This is a genomic window from Paraburkholderia kirstenboschensis (assembly GCF_904848585.1).
Classification (GTDB): domain Bacteria; phylum Pseudomonadota; class Gammaproteobacteria; order Burkholderiales; family Burkholderiaceae; genus Paraburkholderia; species Paraburkholderia kirstenboschensis.
This window is the reverse complement of sequence record NZ_CAJHCR010000001.1, coordinates 75,108-98,795: the sequence shown is the minus strand read 5'-3', so window position 1 is coordinate 98,795 and position 23,688 is coordinate 75,108. Positions and strand designations below refer to the sequence as shown.

The following is a 23,688-nucleotide window of genomic DNA, read 5'->3' as shown; positions in this document are numbered from 1 at the left end:
GAGCGCGCTGTGCGCTCCCCTGCCGCTGCTGCCTCGGTGTCGCGCGGCTTGCCGCTCTGACCGTTCGCTTTTGCAGACTTCGCCGTTGGGGAGCGCGTCGCCACGTTAAGCCCGCGATTCGAGAACTTCAACGGCGGGCAGCTTTTTGCCTTCGAGGAACTCGAGGAAGGCGCCGCCGCCCGTCGAGATATAGCTGACCTTGTCGTGGATGCCGTACTTGGCGATCGCGGCAAGCGTATCGCCGCCTCCCGCAATCGAGAACGCGGACGATCTCGCGATCGCGTCGGCCAGCGTCCTGGTGCCATTGCCGAACTGGTCGAATTCGAACACGCCTACCGGGCCGTTCCACACGATGGTGCCGGCTTTCTCCAGTTGCGCGGCGAGCGCCTTCGACGTTTCCGGCCCGATGTCGAGGATCAGGTCGTCGTCCTCGACATCGGCGACGGCCTTGATTTCCGCCTTGGCGGTCGGCGAAAACTCTTTGGCCGTGACCACGTCGGTCGGGATCGGCACCGATGCGCCGCGTGCTTTCGCCGCGTCGATAATCGCCTTGGCTTCGTTCACCAGATCCGCTTCCGCCAGCGACTTGCCGATCTTCAGACCGGCCGCCAGCATGAACGTGTTGGCAATGCCGCCGCCCACGATCAGCTGATCGACCTTCTCGGCCAGCGACTTCAGAATGGTCAGCTTGGTGGACACCTTCGAGCCCGCGACGATCGCAACCAGCGGACGCTTCGGCGCGCCGAGCGCCTTGCCGAGCGCTTCCAGTTCGGCGGCGAGCAGCGGCCCGGCGCAAGCCACCGGCGCATATTTCGCGATGCCGTGCGTGGTTGCTTCAGCGCGGTGCGCGGTGCCGAACGCGTCGTTCACATAGATGTCGCAGAGCTTCGCCATTTTCTGCGCGAGCTCGTCGGAATCTTTCTTCTCGCCCTTGTTGACGCGGCAGTTTTCCAATAGCACAACCTGGCCCGGCGCGACGTTCACGCCGTTCTCCACCCAGTTCGCGACGAGCGGCACGTCACGGCCGAGCAGTTCGGCCAGACGCTTCGCGACCGGCGCGAGCGAGTCTTCCGGCTTGAAGGCGCCCTCGGTCGGGCGGCCCAGGTGCGACGTGACCATCACGGCCGCGCCCGCGTCGAGCGCTGCCTTGACGGCCGGCACAGAGGCGCGGATGCGGGTGTCTTCGGTGATGTTGCCTTGATCGTCCTGCGGCACGTTCAGATCGGCGCGGATGAACACTCGTTTGCCGGATAGCTTGCCTTCGGCGATCAGATCGGAGAGACGCAATACCTTGTTCATGGGCGTTTGTGTGCGAGTTGATGAGAAGGCGGTGGCGGACGTCGCACAGGGCTTTGGGCGCAGTGAACTCCAGCGCGTCGGCACGGCGGCTCCACAAGGTCGGGGGCCGGCGGCAAGGCCGCGGCGCAGGCGCCAGGCATCGGCGCGGTCATCCCGGAAAGGGACATTTTAACTGATCCGAACTGCCTTCTGACCCGCGAGCGGGCGAATGTCCCGTATTTGAATGCGGTGCGCCATATGCCGCAGCGCAGCATCGGCCGCACGGAACTTACATGAAGAGCCGCAACATCGTGAACACGATCATTCCGACGACGATCGTGCCGAGCATCGTGCGGCGCCACAGAAACCATCCCAGACCGGCCAGCGTTGCGTAGAACTCGTGGTTGGACGGCGCGAACGACAGGCCTTCGGGCGTTGCCAGCACGTCCGGCAGTACCACCGCCGCGAGCGCTGCGGCAGGCGCATAGCGCAGCATGCGCTGAACGCGCGCGGGCAAAACCGTGCGCTCGCCGCCGATTAGAAACATCGCGCGTGTCACCGCGGTGACGAAGGTCATGCCGAGAATAGCCAGCCAGATTTCCATGGATGTCATCGCGAATCTCCCGCGCCGCTGCGAATGCGCCGCAAGTCGGCGCGCTCGACCATCAGATCCGCAGCACTGCCCGCGATGATCGCCGCGATCACCGCGAGCGGCAGCGCGAGCCGGTACGGAAGATCGAATGCGAGGAGCGAGACGACGCCCGCAATGCTGACCGCCACCAGCGTGGAGCGCGTCGCGATTGCCGCCACCATAATTGGCAGCAGCGCAAGCGTGCCGGCGAGCGCGAGCCCCCAGTTGTCGGGAATCAGGCTTGCGAGCAGGATGCCCGCGATCGACGCGACCTGCCACGACAGCCAGCTGCTCACCGCCATGCCCCAGAAGTACGCCTCCTTGCCGGGCACGTAGCCGGTCGGGAAGTTCTTCTTCAGGAACAGCAGATAGATCACGTCGCCGTTGAAGTAGCCGAGCAGGATGCGCCGCCACATCGGCAGATAGGAAAAATGCGGCGCGAGGCCGACGCTGAAGATCACGAAACGCGTATTGACCATGGCGGCCGTGAGCAGCACGGTCCAGATCGGCAGCTTGGCGGCGAGGAGCGGCAGCACCGCCAGCTGCGACGAACCGGCGTAGCACAGCAGCGACATGGCGAGCGCCTGCGGCAGCGTGAGCACGGACTTGCTCATCGCGACGCCGGTCACGAGACCCCACGAGCAGATTGCCATGAGCGTGGGCGAATAGGCGCGCGCGCCTTCACGGAAGGCACGGCGATCGGTATCTGACAGGCGAGCGAGCATGAGGCAAAAAGCGCCGGCGCAGGTGGCCGCGGATGAGGGAAATCGGCGCCAAGTCGTCAAGCACCCGCTGGCGCATCCGGATGTGAATTATGCGTGTGCCGAATTATAGCGTCCGAAGTGCGTCCGAATGCCCGTTTCGTGTGCAAAAGACGCTAAAATGACGCTCTTCGCTGCACCCCACCGGAAGGCGCCGGCACGTGCCGGCTTCCCCGCCCCCTCGGGGGCCTGACGCGAGGCGACGGGCCTGGGGGCTCAGATAAACACGCACCTGCTGGAGAATCGTATGTCAATGGCCGACCGCGACGGCAAGATCTGGATGGATGGCAAGCTGATCGACTGGCGCGATGCCAAGATCCACGTGCTGACCCACACGCTGCATTACGGCATGGGCGTTTTCGAAGGCGTGCGCGCCTACAAGACGGCAGACGGCGGCACCGCGATTTTCCGTTTGCAGGAACACACCAAGCGTCTTCTGAACTCGGCCAAGATTTTCCAGATGGACGTGCCGTTCGACCACGAAACGCTTGCCGCGGCGCAGCGCGAGGTGGTCCGCGAGAACAAGCTCGAGTCGTGCTACCTGCGCCCGATCATCTGGGTCGGCTCGGAGAAGCTCGGCGTCTCGGCCAAGGGCAACACCATTCACGTGGCGATCGCGGCGTGGCCGTGGGGCGCTTACCTCGGTGAAGACGGCATTGCGAAGGGCATCCGCGTAAAGACTTCGTCGTTCACACGCCATCACGTGAATGTGTCAATGGTCCGCGCGAAGGCGTCGGGCTGGTACGTGAACTCGATCCTCGCCAATCAGGAAGCCATTGCCGACGGCTACGACGAAGCGCTGCTGCTCGACGTCGACGGTTACGTGTCGGAAGGCTCCGGCGAAAACTTTTTCCTCGTGAACAACGGCAAGCTGTACACGCCGGACCTGTCGTCGTGCCTCGACGGCATCACGCGCGATACGGTCATTACGCTCGCGCGCGACATGGGCATTCCGGTCATCGAAAAGCGCATTACCCGCGACGAGGTCTATACCTGCGACGAAGCGTTCTTCACCGGCACCGCCGCGGAAGTCACGCCGATCCGTGAACTGGACAACCGCACGATCGGCGCGGGCGCGCGCGGCCCGATCACGGAGAAGCTGCAGTCGGGCTTCTTCGATATCGTCAACGGCAAGAGCGAGAAGTACGCGCACTGGCTGACCAAGATCTAACGCGCGCCGCACCTGGCTTCGGGCCGCCTTCGTTTAACCACGGCCCGACACGGCGCGCCGCACGCACCCTGCATACAACGAGAAAGTCTCATGAGCGATATCAAGGAAATGCCGCTGGTCGAACTGACGGCAAAAGACCTCCCGGCGTACTGCCCGAATCCGGCCATGCCGCGCTGGAGTGCGCATCCGCGCGTCTTTATCGACGTCACGCACGGCGAAGCGCGCTGCCCCTATTGCAGCACGCGTTACAAGCTGCGCGACGGCGAAGTCGTCAAGGGCCACTGAAGCTCGCGCTCTGACGCGCTCACCTGCGGCATTGCCTGTCATTGCCTGACCGACTGATCGTGTGAGTTTGCAACGCGCGGTTTCGCGAGACTTAGCCTCGCATGCGTTGCCTCTGCGCGTTGCTCAATCCGTCGCCAGCCAGTTCGAGGCAACGCGAGCAGACAGGTGCGCAGCAGCAAAGCAGCCACGCGGCATGACAGCTATGGCGGCATCGCGTCGCCTGGCTGACGGCTTCCCCTTTTACTTTTACCTATCCGAAGCGCCACGCGCATCGCGCGCGGCGCTTCGTTTCGACACCGGACAACCACTCTGATGCGTCGCGCGTTGGTTATCGCACCGAACTGGATCGGTGACGCATTGATGGCGCAGCCGCTGTTTGCGCGCCTCGTGAAACTGCATCCCCGCATCGTCATCGACGCGGTCGCGCCCTCTTGGGTCGCGCCCGTGCTCGAACGCATGCCGGAAATCCATGACGTCTACGCGACCGACCTCGCGCACGGCAAGCTGCAGATGCTGCGCCGCTGGCAACTCGCGAGCGACTTGCGCGACGTCGGCTACGACGCGGCGTACGTGTTGCCGAACTCGTTCAAGTCGGCGCTGATTCCGTGGATGGCGGGCATCCGGTTGCGGATTGGCTACACCGGTGAAAGCCGTTTCGGCCTGCTGAACGTGCGTCACGCGAATCCGCGCAAAGACGAGCGTCCGCCGATGGTCGGCCATTACGCCGCCCTCGCCTACGCGCCCGGCGCCAAAATCCCCGACGATCTGCCGATGCCGCGGCTCGACGCCGACCTGAACGAGGCGTCGCGCGTGTCGGCGCGCTTTAACCTCGACACGCGCGTGCCGCTGCTCGTGTTCTGTCCCGGCGCCGAATACGGTCCGGCCAAGCGCTGGCCGCCCGAGCACTTCGCGGCGCTCGCGCAAATGGTCGGCCAGTCGTTCCCGTACACTCAGATCGTCGCGCTCGGCTCGCCGAAAGACGCGCCGCTGGCGCAGGCCATCGCCGAGAAAGCGCCCAACGTGCGCAATCTGTGCGGACAGACGGCGCTCGGCGAAGCATGCGCGCTGATCTCGCGAGCCAACGCGGTCGTCACGAACGACTCCGGGTTGATGCACGTCGCCGCCGCGCTGCGCCGGCCGCTCGTGGCCGTCTACGGTTCAACGGATCCGCGCCACACGCCGCCCTTGTCGGAGCTTGCGAAGGTACAATGGCTTCATCTCGAATGCAGCCCCTGTTTTCAGCGCGAGTGTCCGCTTGGCCATCTGAACTGTCTGAAGCAGTTGAGCGCCGAGCAGGTTTTCGGCGATCTGCGCGGCATGTTGCTCGCGCATCGCTGAGCCGGCCGACACTCGCACGCAACACCGCACGCCCCTGAGCGCGTCGCGTCATGTTCACGCCTTGCGGCGCGGGCATGCTGGCGCCCGGGGCGATCGTCCGGTGCGCCGGACTGTCCCGCTGACCGCTGCCCCGCAACCGCGCGCCGCGCACAAGAGACTGACGAGCCATGCCACGTTTTGCCCATATCTTCGAAGCTGCCGCCGATACCCTCAACGCCTATTACCAGGCTGTCGCCGAGGTCAATATCGACAGCCTGATGGGCCTGTGGATCGATGAAGAGTTCGTGAGCTGCATCTGTGCCGACGGCTCGCATCTGCATGGCCTCGACAGCATTCGGGCCGGCTTGCAGATCCAGTTGGAAGCCGCGCCGGTCTCCATCGAGCCGCTCGATATCCGCGTGTACGACAGCCTCGGCACCGTCGTCTACGCGATCGCGGAAGCGCATCGTCCGGTCGATCCGAAAGCCTTGCCTGCAATGGTCTTCACCACCTACGTGATGGTTCACGAACGCGGCGAGTGGCGCATCGCGCACATTCACGCGAGCCCTATGCCGAACGAAGCAGCCAGCCAGTTCGCCACCAAGATGCGACATGGCCAAGGGTCGCTTCACTGACGCGCGGTCGGCACCGCCGCACTCTCGCTCCACAGCCGGCATGAGCACGCCCCGCAGCAAGTCCCCATGGAAAACGACCCAGGACGACTCCACGTCTTTGGGCGCGACGCGCGCCGAAGCTGCCGTGGAGGCGGCTATCGACCTGCTCTACCGCGCGCCGCTCTGGTTGCCGAACAAACATGTGCAGACCATCGTGCCGTCGCTGTTCGCCCGGCGTCCGGCGGTGACGTTTCGCCGTGAGCGCTGGGATACGCCTGACGGCGATTTCATCGACGTCGACTGGGTCGTGCACGGCAGCGAGCCACGCCCGGCGCTTGCAACGGACACAGCAGCCGCAACTCCGGCCGCCGACGCGCCGCTGCTCGTTCTGTTCCACGGTCTGGAAGGCAGTTCGGCATCGCACTATGCGTCCACGTTGATGGCGGCCGCACGCGAGTACGGCTGGCACGGCGTAGTGCCGCATTTCCGTAGCTGCAGCGGCGCGCTGAATCGCTTGCCGCGCTTTTATCATCTTGCCGATAGCAACGAAGTCGATTGGGTCCTGCGGCGCCTGCGCGCTGTGCATCGCGGGCCGATCGCCGCGGCGGGCGTGTCGCTCGGCGGCAATGTGCTGCTGCGCTGGCTCGGTGAGCAGCGCGAGGACGCGGCGTCGATCGTCTCCGCCGCCGCCGCGATTTCCACGCCCATCGACGTGCACGCTGGCGGTCGAGCGTTGTCGCAAGGTTTCGGCCTCGTCTATACGCGCAACTTCCTGAAGACGCTCAAGCAGAAAGCCGGGCAGAAGCTGGTGCAGTTTCCGGGCCTTTTCGACCGCGACGCGATGCTCGCATGCCGCACGATGTACGAGTTCGACAACGTGGTCACCGCGCCGCTGCATGGCTTTCGCAATACTGACCATTACTGGAGCGCGGCGACCACGCGACCGTTGCTGCCGCATATTCAGGTGCCCACGCTCGTGCTGAACGCGCGCAACGATCCGTTCCTGCCGGCCGAGGCGTTGCCGTCGCGGCATGAGGTGTCGGCGGCGGTGGAACTGGACCAGCCGCGGCACGGCGGCCACGCCGGCTTCATGACCGGACCGTTTCCGGGCCGCATCGACTGGCTGTCGCGGCGCGTGCTCGGCTACCTGGACCAGCACGTCGATCATGGATGACATCGTCAAGCAGGCTTTGGCCAAGTGGCCGAACGTACCAAGCTGCACCGGCTGGCTGATGCTCGACCGGCGCGGCAACTGGCGTATGCGCGACGAGGCCGCGCAGGCGAGCGGCTCGCCGGGTGTGCCGATCCGCCACGAGGCGTTGCTGGGCTTCATCAACCGCAATTACGAGCGCGACGAACGCGGGCAATGGTTCTTTCAGAACGGACCGCAGCGCGTGTATGTCGAGCTCGGCTATACGCCCTGGGTCGTGCGCTTGTTGGTCGAGGCCAGCGGCACGCTGGCGCTGAAAGACCACGCAGGCAACGACTTCGAGCCGTCGGCCGTATTCGCCGATGACGAGGGCGGCATTCTGTTCGCCGACACCTCCGCGCCGCCGCGAGTCGCCGTATTGCACGATCACGATCTCGAACTTTTCGCGGATCACGCAGCGCTTGCCGACGATGCAATGAGCGGCGAATTTCGCTGGAACGACGGCGTGACGTTGCCGCTGCAGCCCGTGCGTCGGGCGGATATCGCGTCGCGCTTCGGGTTTGTGCAAAGTCCGGCGGCGAACGCTTGAGGCAGAAGGCTTCGGCAATAGACCCGGCAACTCGTGCGGCTCGTGCCTGCCCATTCGATCGACCGTCGCGCCTCGCAGCATGCACGCGCAGCCCGGCCTCGCTAAACCCCGCGCCTAGCCCTTCTCGTCGAGCCGCTCTTCCTTGTAGCGCTTCTCCATCTCATGCAGTCTCGCGTCGACGGTGGCGAGGTCGTAATAGCCAATCGTCTTCATATCGCGCGCGTCCTTCAGTTGCCGGATCGCCGATGGCCACGCGCCTTCGAGCGCGAACTTCTCGGCCAGCGCCCTGCGGCGCGTGAGCGCGTCGCCACTGCCCGCGCTTGCCTGCGCGAGATACAACCACCACGCGGGCTGATCGGGCTGCGCCTGCGTCTCTTTCTGCGCTAGCGCCTGGGCTTCGGTGAAGCGCCGCAAGGTCAGCAGCGTGCGTATGTGCATGTCGATAGCGGCATTGGACTGCGGCCAGCGCTTTTGCGCGAGGTCGGCGAGACGGACAGCCTCGTCGTCATGACCGGCACGCCGCGCGATGTCGGCGGCCAGCACGTCGAGACTGGGCGAACTGCGCGCCGCGTCGCTGGCCGCCTGCGCAACTGCGGCAAACGCCGCGCGCGACGACGCCAGCGACGCCGCCGCGTCGTCATAACGTTCGAGCAGCATCTGGCCAAACGCGATGCCGTACCAGTTGGCAGCAACGTTCAGTGCGGTGCGATCTTCGATCTCCGAGCGCATCCGCGAGATCTCGTCCGCGTACTCGCTGCGGGAACGGTCCTGCAACAGACGCGCTCGCGCGCGCACGAAACCGTATTCGGCGGCCTGATGCGGCTGCCGGTACGGCGCGCGGCGCGCGCGGTCCTCCATGTCGGCGATCCGTTCGCCGGTCAGCGGATGTGTACGCGCGTACGCCGGTATGCCGGTGTCGCTCATCGCCGCGCGGTCGAGCCGGCCGAAAAACGTAATCATCGAATAGGGATCGTAGCCGGCGCCGGCGAGCAGGAGAAAACCGACGCGGTCCGCCTCGTGCTCGGCGGATCGCGAGAAACGCAACTGGTTGTCGACGGCATAAGCCTGGCCGCCGAACGCGATCGCGCTGCCCAGGTCGCCGCTATGCGCGAGAACGCCCGCGAGAACGCCGAACAGCATGCTGGCGAGCGCGGCGTAGGTGCTGCGCTCGCTGGCGGTGATCATCCGCGAAATATGGCGCTGCAGGACGTGTCCCATCTCGTGACCGAGCACGGACGCGAGCTCGGACTCGGTTTGCGTGGCGACGATCAGCCCCGTGTTCACGCCGATGAAACCGCCTGGCAGCGAGAATGCGTTGATCTGCGCGTCGCGCACCGCGAACAGATCGAAGTCCGGGCGATAGCCGCCGATGTAGAGCGCGTTGGCCGCCGCGGCGAGCTTCGCGGCGACTGAGTTGAGGTAGTCGCGTACTAGCCAGTCGTCCAGATAGTCCGGGTCGCGGCGCAATTCGCGCATGACGCGTTCGCCGAGCTTGCGTTCGGCTTGCGGCGTGAGCGAGCCCGAGCCGCCGCTGCCGAGGTCGGGTAATTGCTGCGCGGCAATCGGCGCGCGCCAGCCGTCGTTGCTTCCGCCACCGGCCGAATTGCCGGCGCCGCGGTTCACGCCATAGTTGCCGGAAAAGCGGCTTTCCGCGCCGCCGTACACGCCGAACACGCCTTGGGCGATCTCAGGCGGCACCATTGGATCGGAGTACGACTCCACCGGCCCGCTTACGAGCGGCGGCTCAGCGGACTGCGTAACGACGGGCGCGACGCCGATCGCGGCCCGCGCTTGCGCGAATGCCTCGGGCGGCGCCGCAAGCGCGACGCACAGCAACGCAGCAAGGAACCGGTTCGGACGCATTGCGAGTTCGTATGACGGATTCGGAAAGCGACGCCCGCCGCGCGGGGACAAGCGGTCTAACATAAGCGGGCACGGCGCAATTGTAATCAGTCGTTGCGCGGATCCGGCTCGTTCACACAAGCCGGACGTCCGCGCCGCACTGCTATGATAGGCGCCCTCTGAAGGAGCCAACCATGCCTGAACTCACTCATTTCGACGCTGCCGGCGACGCGCATATGGTGGACGTCGGCGGCAAGCAGGAGACGAAGCGCATTGCCATCGCGCGCGGTTCGATCCGCATGCTGCCGGAAACGTTCGCATTGATCCGCGACGGCAACGCCAAAAAGGGCGACGTGATCGGCGTCGCGCGCATTGCCGCGATCCAGGGCTCGAAGCGCACCGCCGATCTGATTCCGCTGTGTCATCCGCTCGCGCTCACGCGCGTCAAAGTGGATTTCGAACTCGACGACACGCTGCCCGGCGTGCACTGCACCGTGCAGGTCGAAACGCTTGGCAGAACCGGAGTCGAGATGGAGGCGCTAACCGCCGTGCAGGTTGGACTGCTGACGGTGTACGACATGTGCAAGGCGGTGGATCGCGGCATGACGATCACCGATGTGAAGGTGCTTGAGAAGCACGGCGGGAAGTCGGGGGACTGGGTGGCGGGCTGAGTGCCCACTCGCGTCGTCCCCTCTTCGACACATCTTCAAACGACAACGCGGCTCATCAATCCTCGTCGCTGTCGTCGTCCGGTGCGACGTCGCCCGACGGCATGCCATAACGCTTGACCAGTTCCGCCTTGAAGCTGGCGAGCGTCTTCTGCTCATCGCAGAGCTGGTACAGGTAACTCAATTGCGACGGCCAGTCCTTCAGCTCCTGGGCGAAGATTTTCAGCCGCTCAACGGTGTCGAATGCCGCGGCCGTATCGCCGCTCAACGCCTGCAGCACCGCATAACGACGTAGCACGGTTTCGCCGGGCAACAGCGCCATCGCCTGGCGGTGCATCGCGAGCTTGTGCTGCAGGTCCATCGAATTCATCGGCAACAGCGTGGCCATACCGTATTCGCCCCATGCCTGGAAAAGGAACGACGGATCGGCGCGATATTGTTCGGCCGGACGCGCGCCGTAGTACAGCACCTCGGCGCGCGCGTAATCGCGAAAAACCGGATACAGCGCGGCAATGCCGCCGAACACGACCACCGCAAACGCGCCGAACGACAAACGCGCGGGCACGAGACGCAGCGGGCGAGTCTCCAGCAGACCGAACACGAACATGGCAGGCAGCAGGAAGAACATGTACTGCTGCGGATATTCCACGAGCGCATGCATGACGAGCACGCCGATCAGCGCAATGCCGAAAACACGCGCGGCGCTCTGCGGTGCGCGCACTACGCGCACGAGCCACGTGATGAGACCGAACAGCACGATCGCGAGGCCGATCAAGCCCGTTTTCGCGAGCAGATCGATAAAAATGTCGTGTGAATTGTTGGCGATCTCGACGCCGCCGAGCGTCTTCGCGAACTGATACTGATAACTCGGAAACTCGCCCCAACCGACGCCCATCAGCGGATGCGTCCGGAACATCGTCCAGCCGTATTTCCAAAGCGCGAGCCGCGGCGCGATCTGGCCGGCGTCCTTGAAGCGATCGGCCGCGGACTGCCCGAGCTCCAGGTGATAGCGCACGTTAGCCCAACGAATCAGCGCGTTGACGACAAAGAACATCACCCCGAGCGCGATGGGAATAAGCCACTGACGATGACTGCGGCGCATTTGCGGCTCGGCGCGAGTCTGCGCAAACGCCATCCAGAAACCCGCTACCACGATCACGCCCATTTGCAGCCACGGTCCGCGCGAAACAGTCAGCGCGAGTCCGACCGCGAACAGGGTCGACACCAATGCCCAGATGGCGACGGCGATCCGGCGCGTCTGGACGAGAAACAGTGCGCCCGCCATCGCGAACGCGATATAAGTGGCGAGGTGGTTCGCCTGCGCCATGTTGCCGAACGGCCGGCGCTCGACGGTCACGTTGTACGCGACGACCAGCGGCGACACTCGCGCCTCGAGATGAAAAAGCTGAATGACCTGGCAGAACACCGCATACAGACCGCCGACAACCAGCGCGGAGGCGGCCCAGCGTAGCGCCGTCTCATTGAGCTTGGCGCGTACGAAGCCGTAGCCCGCATGCGTCGCCATGAAAGCGGCCAGCAGGAAGCCGCCGCCGAGCCAGTTCATCGACGGTTGAGAGACCGGCAACACCACCGACTGCGCAACCAGCAGCAAGCCGAACAGCAACGGCACGAGTGCTACGACAGGAGACGCAAAGCCGATACGCGGCCGCGAACTCGCGATCAGAAAGACGACGCCGGCGCCCATCAACAGGTACAACGCCAGCGTGGTGAACTCCGCGTAGAACGTCGGAATCGGATAGGTATGGTTGACGACTGCATAAGGCAGCACCAACGCGAGAGCCAACAGAACGAGAGAAAGGTAGCGCGCGAATGGGGTGGGCATCGAGTAAGCGGTGGGCGTCAGCAACCGGCGCACTATACAAAAAAATCCTTGTGCTGTGCGCCGGCCCCGCTGAAATATCCCAAAATCAGCGATTTACGCTCGAACCGCTAGCCATGCGTCCGTCCATCGTGCATTACGCGCGGCACTCGGGCGGTGCAAGGTTCGACGACAACGTAGGCGCGTTGACGGGACTCGGCCCCGCGCCCGGGGCCGGCAAAGAGGACGCCGTTTTACCGCCAGCGAAGCATTCCCACGCGAGGGCGCCTGCCTGCACCGAGCCCTTCGTCAACGCGACGCGTGCGGTGGGTGCATCGACGTTGTCGGGCACCGACGGTACGAGCGTAATCGTGTTGGAGCCGGTCGGCGCAACACGTGTCGTGAAGGCGACGGTGATCTGTCCCGTGTCGTCGTCGACATGGACGGACTCGACGTTGCGGGTTGCGGGCGGCGACGCATAACCGCCGCTAAACGCGTTACCGCTCGCCGCGTTTTCAGACACTGCGAGTCTCGCCGACGCGGCGAGCGACAAGCCCTCGCCCACGCGGCTGCGTGCCAGATAGTCCTGATACGCGGGAATCGCGTAGGCGGCGATCACGCCGACAATCGCGAACACGATCATCAGTTCGATCAGCGTGAAGCCAAGGCCGAGGCACCGGCACGCGCGCGCAAATGTTGAAGACCAGCGTGCTCGCGCGAGCCGCGACTGCGCGGCCAGCGCGGAGTGAGAATATGGGGAATAAGGCAAAGTGACGATCATCGGCAGGCTCCAGAAACGAAAAATGCCTGCCCCACGGATCGGGAACAGGCGCTTCCATCGTAGCGAGCGGCGCTCGTGTCACACAGTCGGCCGAATGGCTAATGTTGAGCCGCGCTGGGTTTTTCCTGTTGTGGTGTGCGGGCGGCGTGTGGCCAGATTGTCGGAGGCTTGTCGGGGGCTTGTCGGGGCTTCCTCAAGGGGCGTGCTCCGTGGTGTCGATGGCCTGCGCCCATAGCAGCGCCTGAGTGGCACCTCGTTGGTCCTGCCCCTGGCCGCTTGCACACCGCTTACTAACGCACCGATCGCGCCCAGTTCACGCCGCCGCGCGATTCGCGTTGCGGCGCTTGATCAGATAGCCCAGGATCACGACGAACAGCGCACCGGCGATGCTCATCCCATATTCGGCGACCGGCGTGTCGAGGACCGGCCAACGGTCGCCGGCCGGATCGTTGATGATGAGCCCGCCCGCGATCCAGCCGAGCAACGCGGCGCCGAGCGTAATCACGATCGGGAAACGGTCCAGCAGTTTCAGCACCAACTGGCTGCCCCATACGATCAACGGAATGCTCACCACCAACCCGAAGATCACAAGCGCGAGACGATGCTGCGGATCGGCGGCCTCGGCCGCGCCCGCGATGGCGATCACGTTGTCGAGACTCATGACGGCATCCGCGACGATGATCGTCTTGATTGCCGAGATCAGCTTGTCGGCGGGCTTGACGTTCTCATGCGCGTCGTGGGCCGGCGCCATCAGGCGAACGCCGATCCACAACAGCAACAGGCCGCCCGCGAACTTCAGCAGCGGCACGTCGAGCAGCGCGACCGCGAACGCAATCAATACGACACGAAGCAGGATGGCGCCCGCAGTGCCCCACAGCACACCCTTCGTGCGCTGGGCCGGCGGCAGGTTGCGGCAGGCAAGCGCGATCACGACGGCGTTGTCGCCACCCAGCAGGATGTCGATAACGATGATCTGAATGACTGCGCCCCAATGGAGCGTGGCGAGGAACTCGAACATGAGCGGAAGAATAGAAGGGAACGGGATGCGCGGCCAATAAAAAAGCGGAGGAGTATTTAACTCCCCCGCTTCTGGAACCGCACGCTAACGAAAGGATCTCGTAAGCGTATCAAAAAAGGCGCTCCAACTGGGCGCCAGTTTCGATTTACAGCATGGCCTTCAAAAGACGCGCCATTTCCGACGGGTTCTTCGTGACCTTGATGCCGCATGCGTCCATGATTTCCAGCTTCGCTTCGGCCGTATCGGCACCGCCCGAGATCAGCGCGCCGGCGTGGCCCATGCGCTTGCCCGGAGGCGCCGTCACACCGGCGATAAAGCCGACAACCGGCTTCTTCATGTTGCCCTTGATCCACTCGGCCGCGTTCGCTTCGTCCGGACCGCCGATTTCGCCGATCATGATGACGGCGTCCGTCTCCGGATCGTCGTTGAACATCTTCATCACGTCGATGTGCTTCAGACCGTTGATCGGGTCGCCGCCGATACCGACTGCCGACGACTGGCCGAGGCCGATCGCCGTCAACTGGCCGACTGCTTCATACGTCAGCGTGCCCGAACGCGACACGACGCCGATGCGGCCCTTGCGGTGGATGTGACCCGGCATGATGCCGATCTTCAGCTCGTCCGGCGTGATCGTGCCCGGGCAGTTCGGTCCGAGCAGCAGCGTCTTGCGGTTTTCGCGACGCATGCGGTCCTTGATCTCGATCATGTCACGCACGGGAATGCCTTCCGTGATGCAGATCGCGAGATCCAGGTCGGCTTCGACTGCTTCCCAGATTGCGGCAGCAGCGCCAGCCGGCGGCACGTAAATCACCGACACGGTCGCGCCCGTTTCAGCCTTGGCTTCAGCGACGCTCGCGTAGATAGGAATGCCTTCGAAGTCTTCACCGGCACGCTTCGGGTTCACGCCAGCAACGTACGCTTCGCGGCCGTTTGCGTATTCACGGCAAGCACGCGTGTGGAACTGACCGGTTTTGCCGGTAATGCCCTGCGTGATGACCTTGGTGTCTTTGTTAATCAGAATCGACATGTATTGACCTCTGTTCGTTTGGCGTCGCGCGGGGGCGCCACTGGACGACACGTTCGCCGCCAGCGTCGCTCGCGCGACGCCATTCGTAATCCTGGTTAATCCTGGTAAACGCGCTGTGGACTAGGCTTACGCCTTGCCCGAAGCGGCCGCGACGACCTTCTGAGCCGCTTCTTCCATGCTGTCAGCCGCGATGATCGGCAGACCGGATTCAGCGAGCATCTTCTTGCCCAGGTCTTCGTTCGTGCCCTTCATGCGGACCACGAGCGGCACCTTCAGCGACACGGCCTTCGACGCGGCGATCACGCCTTCCGCGATCACGTCGCAGCGCATGATGCCGCCGAAGATGTTGACCAGAATCGCGGTCAGGTTCGGGTTCTTCAGCATGATCTTGAACGCTTCGGTGACCTTCTCGGTCGTGGCGCCACCGCCCACGTCCAGGAAGTTCGCCGGTTCGCCGCCGAACAGCTTGATGGTGTCCATCGTTGCCATTGCGAGGCCCGCGCCGTTCACCAGACAGCCGATGTTGCCGTCGAGCGAGATGTACGCCAGATCGAACTTCGACGCTTCGACTTCAGCCGGATCTTCTTCGTCCAGATCGCGATACGCGACGATTTCCGGATGACGGAACAGTGCGTTCGAATCGAAGTTGAACTTGGCGTCGAGCGCGATGACCTTGCCGTCGCCCGTCAGGATCAGCGGGTTGATTTCGGCCAGCGATGCGTCGGTTTCCCAGAATGCCTTGTAGAGGCCTTGCAGGATCGCGCGCGCTTGCGGGATCGACGCGTCGGGCACGCCGATTTTCTTCGCGAGGTCGTCAGCTTCGGCGTCCTTAAGGCCCGTCGACGGATCGACCGCAACCTTGTGGATCAGCTCGGGCGTCTTTTCCGCGACTTCCTCGACGTCCATGCCGCCTTCGCTCGATGCCATCACGACGATCTTCTGCGAAACACGATCGATCACGAGGCCGACATACAGTTCCTTCTTGATGTCCGCGCCTTCTTCGATCAACAGGCGATTCACCTTCTGGCCCTCCGGACCAGTCTGGTGCGTGACGAGTTGCATGCCGAGGATCTGGTTCGAGTATTCGCGAACCTGTTCCAGCGACTTGGCAACCTTCACGCCGCCACCCTTGCCACGGCCACCCGCGTGGATCTGAGCCTTCACGACCCAAACCGGGCCGCCGAGCTCTTCCGCGGCCTTGACCGCATCATCCACCGAGAAGACCGGCTTGCCGCGCGGTACCGCGACGCCGAATTTCCGCAGGATTTCCTTACCCTGGTACTCGTGAATCTTCATGCGTGATTCCCTTCAGTCTGAGAGTTGGATTAAACATCGCTTCCGCTACCGTCCAACATGCCGGGCGCATTGCCCCTGCCTTCGTGGCGGGCCGCCCCGTTGTCTGGCGATGCCGGGCGGTCAGCTGGGCGTGGCGCATGGCCATACCAGCGCGGGTAAAACTTCTGCACTGCCTCCCCGTCGAAACGCAGCGCCTGGCAGCGTCCCAACTGGAATGGCGGTTTGTCGTTTAAAGCTTCGGCGGTACCGTCAGCCGACTCGTTTCCTGAACTGGCGCTCGCGCCTGCCGCCTTGTCACCGGTATCCCACACGTCACCGGCGAACGCCTGGATAGCAGCGGTCGGCAGGATCGCGCACAACTCGGTGAGATGCGTGCAACCGGCCGTGCCGGCCAGCAAACGGGCAGCATCGCGACGGAAGTTGTGGAGGAGATTGAGCCCGATGAGGGCACGGTAGGCGGGATTGCTGGCTTGGCATAGCCCAGGATAGGGCACCCAGTCGGACGACGCCTCGGCGTCGACGACATTGAGCTTGCGATCGATGGTGATGCGAAGCCAGAGTTCATGGATCGGTTGACCATTGGGCCGGACGCCCGACGCAAGCACCACATCGCGTGGCTTTTCGTCGGTCAAGCACGCTTCCACATCCCACAGGCCATCGGTTCGCTCATAAGCTTCCGCTCTGATTGCGCGGCGATGGCGCAATTGACGGGGCACTGGCGAGGAAAGCGGCATGCGGAAAGGAAAGGCCGAATTGGAAAACGCGTGAATTTTAGCATACTGGGTATTTGAGACAGCCCCGATTGCGGCCGGACGGCCTGCAGGCCGCCTAGAGCCGCTTTCGCAATCGAGGACGCTCTGCGCGCGGTCGCGGACTACACCCCTCTTTGCGCCTATTCACCGCTCCATTCTTCGTCGATGCCTTTGAGGATTTTGCCGATGGTGGCGCCCGAGAAACCGCGCGATGCGAGAAAACGCGCCTGCTTTGCGCGCTCGGCCGGTGTTTGCGGAAGCTCACCGAATTTCTTGCGCCACACCGCCTGGGCGCGCGCGAGTTCGGTTTCGCGCAATTGCGCGCTCGCCTCTTCGACGAGCGTTTGATCGACAGAATGCTGCTTTAATTCGCCGACGATCCGGCTCGCGCCGAGTCGCGACGACCGGCGATGAATCAGACTTTCGGTAAAGCGCGAATCGGACAGCCAGTTCTCGGCTTCCAGTGTGTCAAGCAGCGTGTCGAGCGAGTCGTTCTCTTCGACGAACGGCTTCAGCTTACGTGCGAGTTCGCTGCGGCTATATTCGCGACGCGACAGATAGCCGAGCGCGCGACCTTTAAGCGAACGTGCAGGACGTTGGGATTTCTTTGCTTCGTTTTGCCCGGGCTTCGCCTCGCCGGATACTCGGCGTGAGTCGCGTGAGCGGCTATAGGTAGGCTCGGTGGCCGTGGTAGTTCCGGCAGTCTCGAACGGGTCCGAGAGATCCGAGGAATTCCGGCTAGCAGGCGAGCTTTGAAACTGAGTACGCCGCGGGCCACGGCCCGCAGCGCGATCATGTGCGTCGAACGATTCGGACGGGTCGAACGAATCGTTCTCGTCATTACGCGGGCCGCCCGCGTTGCGTCCGGTATCGGACAGTGGCCGGCCCTTGCGTATCACGTAATGGTTACTCTTCTTCGCCCGCGACTTCTGCGCCTGCGCCGGTCACCGCTTCGGCCATTGCATTCACGCCCAGCGATTCGCGGATACGGTTTTCGATTTCACGAGCGATGTCCGGATTCTCGCGCAGGAATTCGCGCGCGTTGTCCTTACCCTGGCCAATACGCTCACCGTTATAGCTGTACCACGCACCGGCCTTGTCGACGATCTTGGCTTGCACGCCCAAGTCGATGACTTCGCCCTGACGCGAAATACCCTCGCCGTACAGGATGTCGAAAATCGCCTCGCGGAACGGTGGGGACACCTTGTTCTTGACCACCTTCACGCGCGTCTCGTTGCCGATCACTTCGTCGTTCTTCTTGATCGAACCAATGCGGCGAATATCCAGACGCACCGACGCGTAGAACTTCAGCGCGTTACCGCCCGTAGTGGTTTCCGGATTGCCGAACATCACGCCGATCTTCATGCGGATCTGGTTGATGAAGATCACGAGGCAGTTCGTGCGCTTGATCGTGCCGGTGAGTTTGCGCAGCGCCTGCGACATCAGACGCGCTTGCAGACCCGGCAGCGAATCGCCCATTTCGCCTTCGATTTCAGCCTTCGGCACGAGCGCCGCGACCGAGTCGATCACGATCATGTCGATCGAGCCCGAACGCACCAGTGCGTCGGCAATTTCCAGCGCCTGTTCACCCGTGTCCGGTTGCGAGACCAGCAGATCGTTCACGTTCACGCCGAGCTTGCCCGCGTACTGGATGTCCAGCGCGTGTTCCGCGTCGATAAACGCTGCCGTGCCGCCGAGCTTTTGCATTTCAGCAATGACTTGCAGCGTCAACGTGGTTTTACCCGACGACTCCGGACCGTAGATTTCGACCACGCGGCCACGCGGCAAACCGCCGACGCCAAGTGCGATGTCGAGGCCGAGCGATCCCGTTGAAACGACCTGGATGTCTTCGACTACCTCACCTGCGCCGAGCCGCATGACCGACCCTTTGCCGAACTGCTTTTCGATCTGCGCGAGGGCGGCAGCGAGTGCCTTGCTCTTTTCAGCAGTCAGTCCAGCCGAGCCTTTCTTGCTTTCTTCCATGAATCGTCCTTTGCTATGATGAACGGCGTCTGAGGCAGATGTGCGGCCCACCTTTTGAAGGACAGCACACGAAACCCAGACACTGTATAAAAAAACAGTAGTTTTGGCAAGCGCGATTCTCATGCGAACGCGCATTTTTACCGTCGCGCTGCCGAAACCACCCACAATAATTTTCGGAGACCGCTGTGCGCCGCGGGGACACCCGAGGTGCCGGCCAAGCCTTGAGCTGGCGCACCATGCGAATTCTGATTGCCGAAGACGACAGCATACTCGCGGACGGTCTGGTTCGATCACTCCGCCAATCGGCCTATGCCGTCGATCACGTGAAGAGCGGCGTCGAGGCCGACACCGCGCTGTCCATGCAAAGTTTCGACCTGCTGATTCTCGATCTCGGCCTGCCGCGCATGTCCGGGCTCGAGGTGCTACGCCGCCTGCGCGCCCGCAATTCCAATCTGCCTGTACTGATCCTGACCGCCGCGGACAGCGTCGACGAACGCGTCAAAGGCCTCGACCTCGGCGCCGACGACTACATGGCCAAGCCGTTCGCGCTCAACGAACTCGAAGCGCGTGTGCGCGCGCTGACGCGGCGCGGCGCGGGCGGCGGCCCGACGGTCGTGCGGCACGGTTCGCTGTCGTTCGATCAGGTCGGCCGGATCGCCTATATCAACGAGCAGGTGATCGAACTCTCGGCGCGTGAACTCGGACTGCTCGAAGTGCTGCTGCAGCGGATCGGCCGGCTGGTTTCGAAGGAGCAACTGGTCGATCACCTGTGCGAATGGGGCGAGGAAGTCAGCAACAACGCGATCGAGGTCTACGTGCACCGGCTGCGCAAGAAGATCGAGCCGAGCGGCGTGCGCATCATTACCGTGCGCGGGCTCGGCTACTGTCTCGAGAAGGCGGTCGCGCCAGCAAGCCCCAATATGAATGCCGCCGCGTCCACGCCCGCCGAGCCCGAACCCGAGCCGCCTTCTTCGCCTTCTTCGCCTTCTTCGCCTTCTTCGCCTTCTTCGCCTTCTTCGCCTTCGTCGCCGCAGTCAGGCGGGATGCCGGCGAGCCACCACTACAAATAGAGCACGCCCATGTCCGCACGCGCTGATCGCGCGACGGCCCGCGCCGCGGACCTCGACGAGGCGCGCGACGAGCGCTACGCCAATCCGTTCGCCCCGCCCGACGAAGCCGAAGCCGTCGCCGAAACCCGCCCGCGCTCGCTGTTCGGCGAAATTCTCGACTGGATGCTCGCGCCGCTCCTGCTGCTGTGGCCGATGAGCCTCGCGGTGACTTATCTGGTCGCCAAGTCGATCGCGAACGGACCGTTCGATCGTGCGCTCGAAACCGACGCCTATGTGCTCGCGCGCCAGATCCATCCGGTCAACGGCGTGGCCGAGCTGACGCTGCCCGATTCCACGCGCGACTTTCTGCGCACGGACAACGTGGACAGTGTTTTCTATCAGGTGCTCGGCACGCGAGGCGAACTGGTGGCGGGCGAGCGCGACATGCCGCTGCCGCACGAAGACGACCGGCCGCAACCGGGGCTCGTCGCATTTCGCGACGACATGCTGCGCGGCAACGACATCCGCGTGGCTTATACGACGGTCGAGTTTCCGCAGACGCCCGGCGCGGAGCCCGTGCTCGTGCAGGTCGCCGAGACGCTCGACAAACGCAGTCAGCTTGCCAACGACATCATCAAAGGCGTGATCCTGCCGCAGTTCGTGATCCTGCCGCTCGCCATCCTGCTCGTGTGGTTCGGCCTGTCGCGCGGTCTCGCGCCGCTGCACGCATTGCAGGCGCATATCCGCGCGCGGCGCCCCGACGACCTGTCGCCGCTGGAGGCGCGTCGCGCGCCGCCGGAAATCGAGCCGCTCGTGACGTCGTTCAACGATCTGCTGACGCGCCTCGAACAGAACATGGAATTGCAAAAGCGCTTTATCGCCGACGCCGCGCATCAGATGAAAACGCCGCTCGCCGGCCTGCGAACCCAGGCGGAGCTGGCGCTGCGGCAGGACGCGTCGGCGGAAGTGCACCGCTCGCTCGAACAGATCGCGACGAGTTCAGAACATGCGGCGCGCCTCGTCACGCAGTTGCTGGCGCTCGCGCGCGCGGAAAACCGCATGTCCGGGCAGATTTTTACGCCGGTGGAAGTCGCGGAAGTCGCGCGCAACGCCGTGCGCGACTGGGTGCAGGCCGCGCTCGCCAAGCAGATGGACCTGGGCTACGAAGCGCCGGACGAGCCCGTCGAAGTGGAAGGCAATCCCGTCATGCTGCGCGAGATGTTGTCGAATCTGATCGACAACGCCATTCGCTATACGCCGGCGGGCGGCCGCATCACGGTCAGAGTGAGGCACGAGAAAGCCGCGCGGCTCGTGCATCTGGAAGTGGAAGACACAGGTCTCGGCATTCCCGTGGCCGAACGTTCGCGAGTGATCGAGCGGTTCTACCGGATTCTCGGCCGCGAGGGCGATGGCAGCGGCCTCGGGCTTGCTATCGTCCGCGAGATTGCGACGATGCATGGTGGCGAACTGGTTATCGGCGACAACGTCTATCAGAACTCGCCGCGGCTCGCAGGAACGCTCGTGCGTGTCAGTTTGCATGTGCTGGAGCGGGGCAGGACTTACCCTAACGCGAACTGACGGCAACGAGCACAAAATGGCGAGATAGACGGCGTTCATACCCAGCTAGGCGGCGTTCAACGCGAATTAGCGGATCTTCTCAACGATCCGCCGTCGTGTCGAAAGCTGTGGCTGCAGCCGTTCATGTCAGAAGGCCGTAAGTTTTCACTCCAATAATCGGTTGCACGGGAACGCCGCGGGCCGGCGCACCGCGTGTATATCAATATTGGAGACGACATATGGCTACCGTAGGCGGACACATTTCGCCCGTACCCATGACGCGCGATGAGAAGCGGGTGATCTTCGCGTCGTCGCTAGGTACGGTTTTCGAGTGGTACGACTTCTATCTGGCCGGTTCGCTCGCGGCCTTTATCAGCAAGAGCTTTTTCTCGGGCGTCAATCCGACTGCGGGCTTCATCTTCACGCTGCTCAGTTTCGCCGCGGGCTTCGCGGTGCGGCCGTTCGGCGCGGTGGTGTTCGGGCGGCTCGGCGACATGGTCGGCCGCAAGTACACGTTCCTCGTCACGATCGTGATCATGGGTCTGTCGACCTTCCTCGTCGGCTTCCTGCCCGGCTATGCGGCGATCGGCATTGCCTCGCCGGTGATTTTTATCGCGATGCGCATGCTGCAGGGCCTCGCGCTCGGCGGCGAATATGGCGGCGCTGCAACCTATGTGGCCGAACACGCGCCGCCGGGACGTCGCGGCTTCTACACCGCGTGGATCCAGACGACTGCCACGCTCGGCCTGTTCCTCTCGCTGCTGGTCATTCTCGGCGTGCGCACGGCAATGGGCGAAGACGCGTTCGGCGCCTGGGGCTGGCGGATTCCGTTCATTGCGTCGATCCTCCTGCTGGGTGTTTCGGTGTGGATTCGCCTGCAACTGCACGAATCGCCGGTGTTCGAGCGCATCAAGGCCGAAGGCAAGACGTCCAAGGCGCCGCTTTCGGAGGCGTTCGGCCAGTGGAAGAACCTGAAGGTCGTGATTCTCGCGCTGATCGGCCTGACCGCCGGCCAGGCGGTGGTCTGGTACACGGGCCAGTTCTACACGCTGTTCTTCCTGACGCAGACGCTGAAGGTGGACGGCGCGACGGCCAACATCATGATCGCCATTGCGCTTCTGATCGGCACGCCCTTCTTCCTGTTCTTCGGCTCGCTGTCGGACCGCATCGGCCGCAAGCCGATCATCATGGCCGGCCTGTTGATCGCCGCACTCACGTACTTCCCGCTGTTCAAGGCGCTGACGCACTACGTCAACCCGGCGCTCGAAACGGCCACGGCGAAGGCGCCGATCGTCGTGATCGCGAACCCGGACGAATGCTCGTTCCAGTTCAATCCGGTCGGCACGTCGAAGTTCACGAGTTCGTGCGACATCGCGAAGAGCGCGCTTTCGAAGTCCGGCTTGAACTACGAGAACGTCGCGGCGCCGGCGGGCACGCTTGCGCAGATCAAGGTCGGCGATACGGTGGTCTCCACCTATGACGGCAAAGCCGCCGACGCCAAAGATCAGGGCAAGGCGTTCGACAAGTCGCTCTCGACGACGCTGAAGTCCGCCGGCTATCCGCCGAAGGCCGATTCTTCGCAGATCAACTGGCCGATGAGCGTGGTGATCCTGACGATCCTCGTGATCTACGTGACGATGGTCTACGGACCGATTGCGGCGATGCTGGTCGAGATGTTCCCCACGCGGATCCGCTATACGTCGATGTCGCTGCCGTATCACATCGGCAACGGCTGGTTCGGCGGCTTCCTGCCGGCCACGGCGTTCGCGATCGTCGCGGCGAAGGGCAATATCTACTCGGGCTTGTGGTATCCGATCGTGATTGCGCTCATTACCTTCGTGATCGGCATGCTGTTCGTCCGCGAAACTAAAGACTCGGACATCTACGCCAAGGATTGAGACGCCTCGCACAGGCGGCAACTGAAAAAGTTGGGTGCCGGGGGTTGACAGCCCTCGGTGCTATCCTCATAATCTCGCTTCTTTCGGCGAATTAGCTCAGTTGGTTAGAGCGACGGAATCATAATCCGCAGGTCCGGGGTTCGAGTCCCTGATTCGCCACCAGTTGCAAGAAAAAGCCGCTGATCCGCAAGGTTCAGCGGCT

At 63.6% G+C, this 23,688-nt stretch carries 22 protein-coding genes and 1 tRNA gene; 11 read left to right on the top strand and 12 right to left on the bottom strand.

All coding sequences use genetic code 11. From position 1 onward, the window contains the following. Positions 1–105: 105 nt before the first annotated feature. The 3 genes from JMY24_RS00470 to JMY24_RS00460 all read right to left on the bottom strand — a co-directional run bounded on the left by JMY24_RS00470 (position 106) and on the right by JMY24_RS00460 (position 2,634). Positions 106–1,299 carry a phosphoglycerate kinase gene (locus tag JMY24_RS00470; protein ID WP_128595784.1) on the bottom strand — a complete coding sequence of 398 codons (1,194 nt, stop codon included), beginning with the start codon at positions 1,297–1,299 and terminating at the stop codon, positions 106–108. A gap of 268 nt (positions 1,300–1,567) precedes the next feature. Beyond that, positions 1,568–1,891: an AzlD domain-containing protein gene (locus tag JMY24_RS00465; protein WP_128591873.1), complete on the bottom strand. Its 324-nt coding sequence runs from the start codon at positions 1,889–1,891 to the stop codon at positions 1,568–1,570. Next, positions 1,888–2,634: an AzlC family ABC transporter permease gene (locus JMY24_RS00460; protein WP_128595785.1), complete on the bottom strand. Its 747-nt coding sequence runs from the start codon at positions 2,632–2,634 to the stop codon at positions 1,888–1,890. The genes JMY24_RS00465 and JMY24_RS00460 overlap by 4 nt, the downstream gene beginning before the upstream one ends. Before the next feature lie 283 nt (positions 2,635–2,917). On the opposite strand from JMY24_RS00460, the gene JMY24_RS00455 reads away from it, so the two are divergent. From JMY24_RS00455 to JMY24_RS00430, 6 genes are all read left to right on the top strand, one after another. Beyond that, on the top strand, positions 2,918–3,841 hold the full coding sequence (locus JMY24_RS00455) for a branched-chain amino acid transaminase (protein WP_020069237.1): 924 nt from the start codon (positions 2,918–2,920) through the stop codon (positions 3,839–3,841). A 90-nt stretch (positions 3,842–3,931) separates the two neighbouring features. Then, positions 3,932–4,126: a zinc-finger domain-containing protein gene (locus JMY24_RS00450; RefSeq protein WP_128591877.1), complete on the top strand. Its 195-nt coding sequence runs from the start codon at positions 3,932–3,934 to the stop codon at positions 4,124–4,126. A 312-nt stretch (positions 4,127–4,438) separates the two neighbouring features. Next, positions 4,439–5,464 (top strand): lipopolysaccharide heptosyltransferase II, encoded by a 1,026-nt coding sequence (gene waaF / locus JMY24_RS00445; protein WP_128591879.1) that lies wholly within the window; start codon positions 4,439–4,441, stop codon positions 5,462–5,464. A 167-nt stretch (positions 5,465–5,631) separates the two neighbouring features. Continuing rightward, on the top strand, positions 5,632–6,078 hold the full coding sequence (locus tag JMY24_RS00440) for a nuclear transport factor 2 family protein (protein ID WP_020069241.1): 447 nt from the start codon (positions 5,632–5,634) through the stop codon (positions 6,076–6,078). 40 nt (positions 6,079–6,118) lie between these two features. Continuing rightward, positions 6,119–7,231 (top strand): YheT family hydrolase, encoded by a 1,113-nt coding sequence (locus JMY24_RS00435; RefSeq protein ID WP_201701277.1) that lies wholly within the window; start codon positions 6,119–6,121, stop codon positions 7,229–7,231. Next, positions 7,224–7,796, top strand: coding sequence for a DUF2946 family protein (locus JMY24_RS00430; RefSeq protein ID WP_128595786.1), 573 nt, complete (start codon positions 7,224–7,226; stop codon positions 7,794–7,796). Before JMY24_RS00435 ends, JMY24_RS00430 begins: the two co-directional genes overlap by 8 nt. A 114-nt stretch (positions 7,797–7,910) precedes the next feature. On the opposite strand, the gene JMY24_RS00425 is transcribed toward JMY24_RS00430, so the two are convergent. After that, positions 7,911–9,659: a M48 family metalloprotease gene (locus tag JMY24_RS00425; protein WP_201701276.1), complete on the bottom strand. Its 1,749-nt coding sequence runs from the start codon at positions 9,657–9,659 to the stop codon at positions 7,911–7,913. Positions 9,660–9,832: 173 nt separating this feature from the next. Between JMY24_RS00425 and moaC the strand changes: the two genes are divergently transcribed. Further along, entirely contained in the window at positions 9,833–10,309 is a 477-nt protein-coding gene (moaC, locus tag JMY24_RS00420; RefSeq protein WP_201701275.1) for a cyclic pyranopterin monophosphate synthase MoaC, read from the top strand. A 55-nt stretch (positions 10,310–10,364) separates the two neighbouring features. Here the strand turns inward: moaC and JMY24_RS00415 are convergent, their stop codons facing one another. The 8 genes from JMY24_RS00415 to recA form a co-directional block, all read right to left on the bottom strand. Further along, the gene (locus JMY24_RS00415) at positions 10,365–12,149 is read right to left on the bottom strand and encodes a PglL family O-oligosaccharyltransferase (RefSeq protein WP_201701274.1); all 1,785 of its coding nucleotides are present in this window, start codon (positions 12,147–12,149) and stop codon (positions 10,365–10,367) included. A gap of 133 nt (positions 12,150–12,282) precedes the next feature. Further along, on the bottom strand, positions 12,283–12,906 hold the full coding sequence (locus tag JMY24_RS00410) for a pilin (protein WP_128595788.1): 624 nt from the start codon (positions 12,904–12,906) through the stop codon (positions 12,283–12,285). Between the two features lie 313 nt (positions 12,907–13,219). Further along, positions 13,220–13,924, bottom strand: coding sequence for a TerC family protein (locus JMY24_RS00405; protein ID WP_128595789.1), 705 nt, complete (start codon positions 13,922–13,924; stop codon positions 13,220–13,222). Between the two features lie 145 nt (positions 13,925–14,069). Continuing rightward, positions 14,070–14,951, bottom strand: coding sequence for a succinate--CoA ligase subunit alpha (gene sucD / locus JMY24_RS00400; protein ID WP_020069249.1), 882 nt, complete (start codon positions 14,949–14,951; stop codon positions 14,070–14,072). Between the two features lie 126 nt (positions 14,952–15,077). Continuing rightward, positions 15,078–16,247: an ADP-forming succinate--CoA ligase subunit beta gene (gene sucC / locus JMY24_RS00395; protein WP_020069250.1), complete on the bottom strand. Its 1,170-nt coding sequence runs from the start codon at positions 16,245–16,247 to the stop codon at positions 15,078–15,080. A 29-nt stretch (positions 16,248–16,276) separates the two neighbouring features. After that, complete coding sequence (locus tag JMY24_RS00390) at positions 16,277–16,981, bottom strand: DUF2889 domain-containing protein (protein WP_128588504.1); 705 nt, start codon at positions 16,979–16,981, stop codon at positions 16,277–16,279. Between the two features lie 158 nt (positions 16,982–17,139). Next, positions 17,140–17,898 (bottom strand): recombination regulator RecX, encoded by a 759-nt coding sequence (recX, locus tag JMY24_RS00385; protein ID WP_128595790.1) that lies wholly within the window; start codon positions 17,896–17,898, stop codon positions 17,140–17,142. Between the two features lie 7 nt (positions 17,899–17,905). Then, positions 17,906–18,982: a recombinase RecA gene (recA, locus tag JMY24_RS00380; protein ID WP_020069253.1), complete on the bottom strand. Its 1,077-nt coding sequence runs from the start codon at positions 18,980–18,982 to the stop codon at positions 17,906–17,908. A gap of 236 nt (positions 18,983–19,218) precedes the next feature. Here recA and JMY24_RS00375 point away from each other — a divergent pair, with 236 nt between their 5' ends. The 4 genes from JMY24_RS00375 to JMY24_RS00360 all read left to right on the top strand — a co-directional run bounded on the left by JMY24_RS00375 (position 19,219) and on the right by JMY24_RS00360 (position 23,648). Continuing rightward, on the top strand, positions 19,219–20,052 hold the full coding sequence (locus JMY24_RS00375) for a response regulator transcription factor (protein ID WP_201701273.1): 834 nt from the start codon (positions 19,219–19,221) through the stop codon (positions 20,050–20,052). 9 nt (positions 20,053–20,061) lie between these two features. Then, positions 20,062–21,609: a sensor histidine kinase gene (locus JMY24_RS00370; protein ID WP_201701272.1), complete on the top strand. Its 1,548-nt coding sequence runs from the start codon at positions 20,062–20,064 to the stop codon at positions 21,607–21,609. Positions 21,610–21,827: 218 nt separating this feature from the next. Continuing rightward, entirely contained in the window at positions 21,828–23,486 is a 1,659-nt protein-coding gene (locus JMY24_RS00365) for an MFS transporter (RefSeq protein ID WP_128587490.1), read from the top strand. A gap of 85 nt (positions 23,487–23,571) precedes the next feature. After that, a tRNA-Met gene (locus JMY24_RS00360) sits at positions 23,572–23,648 on the top strand. The last annotated feature ends 40 nt before the right edge of the window (positions 23,649–23,688 follow it).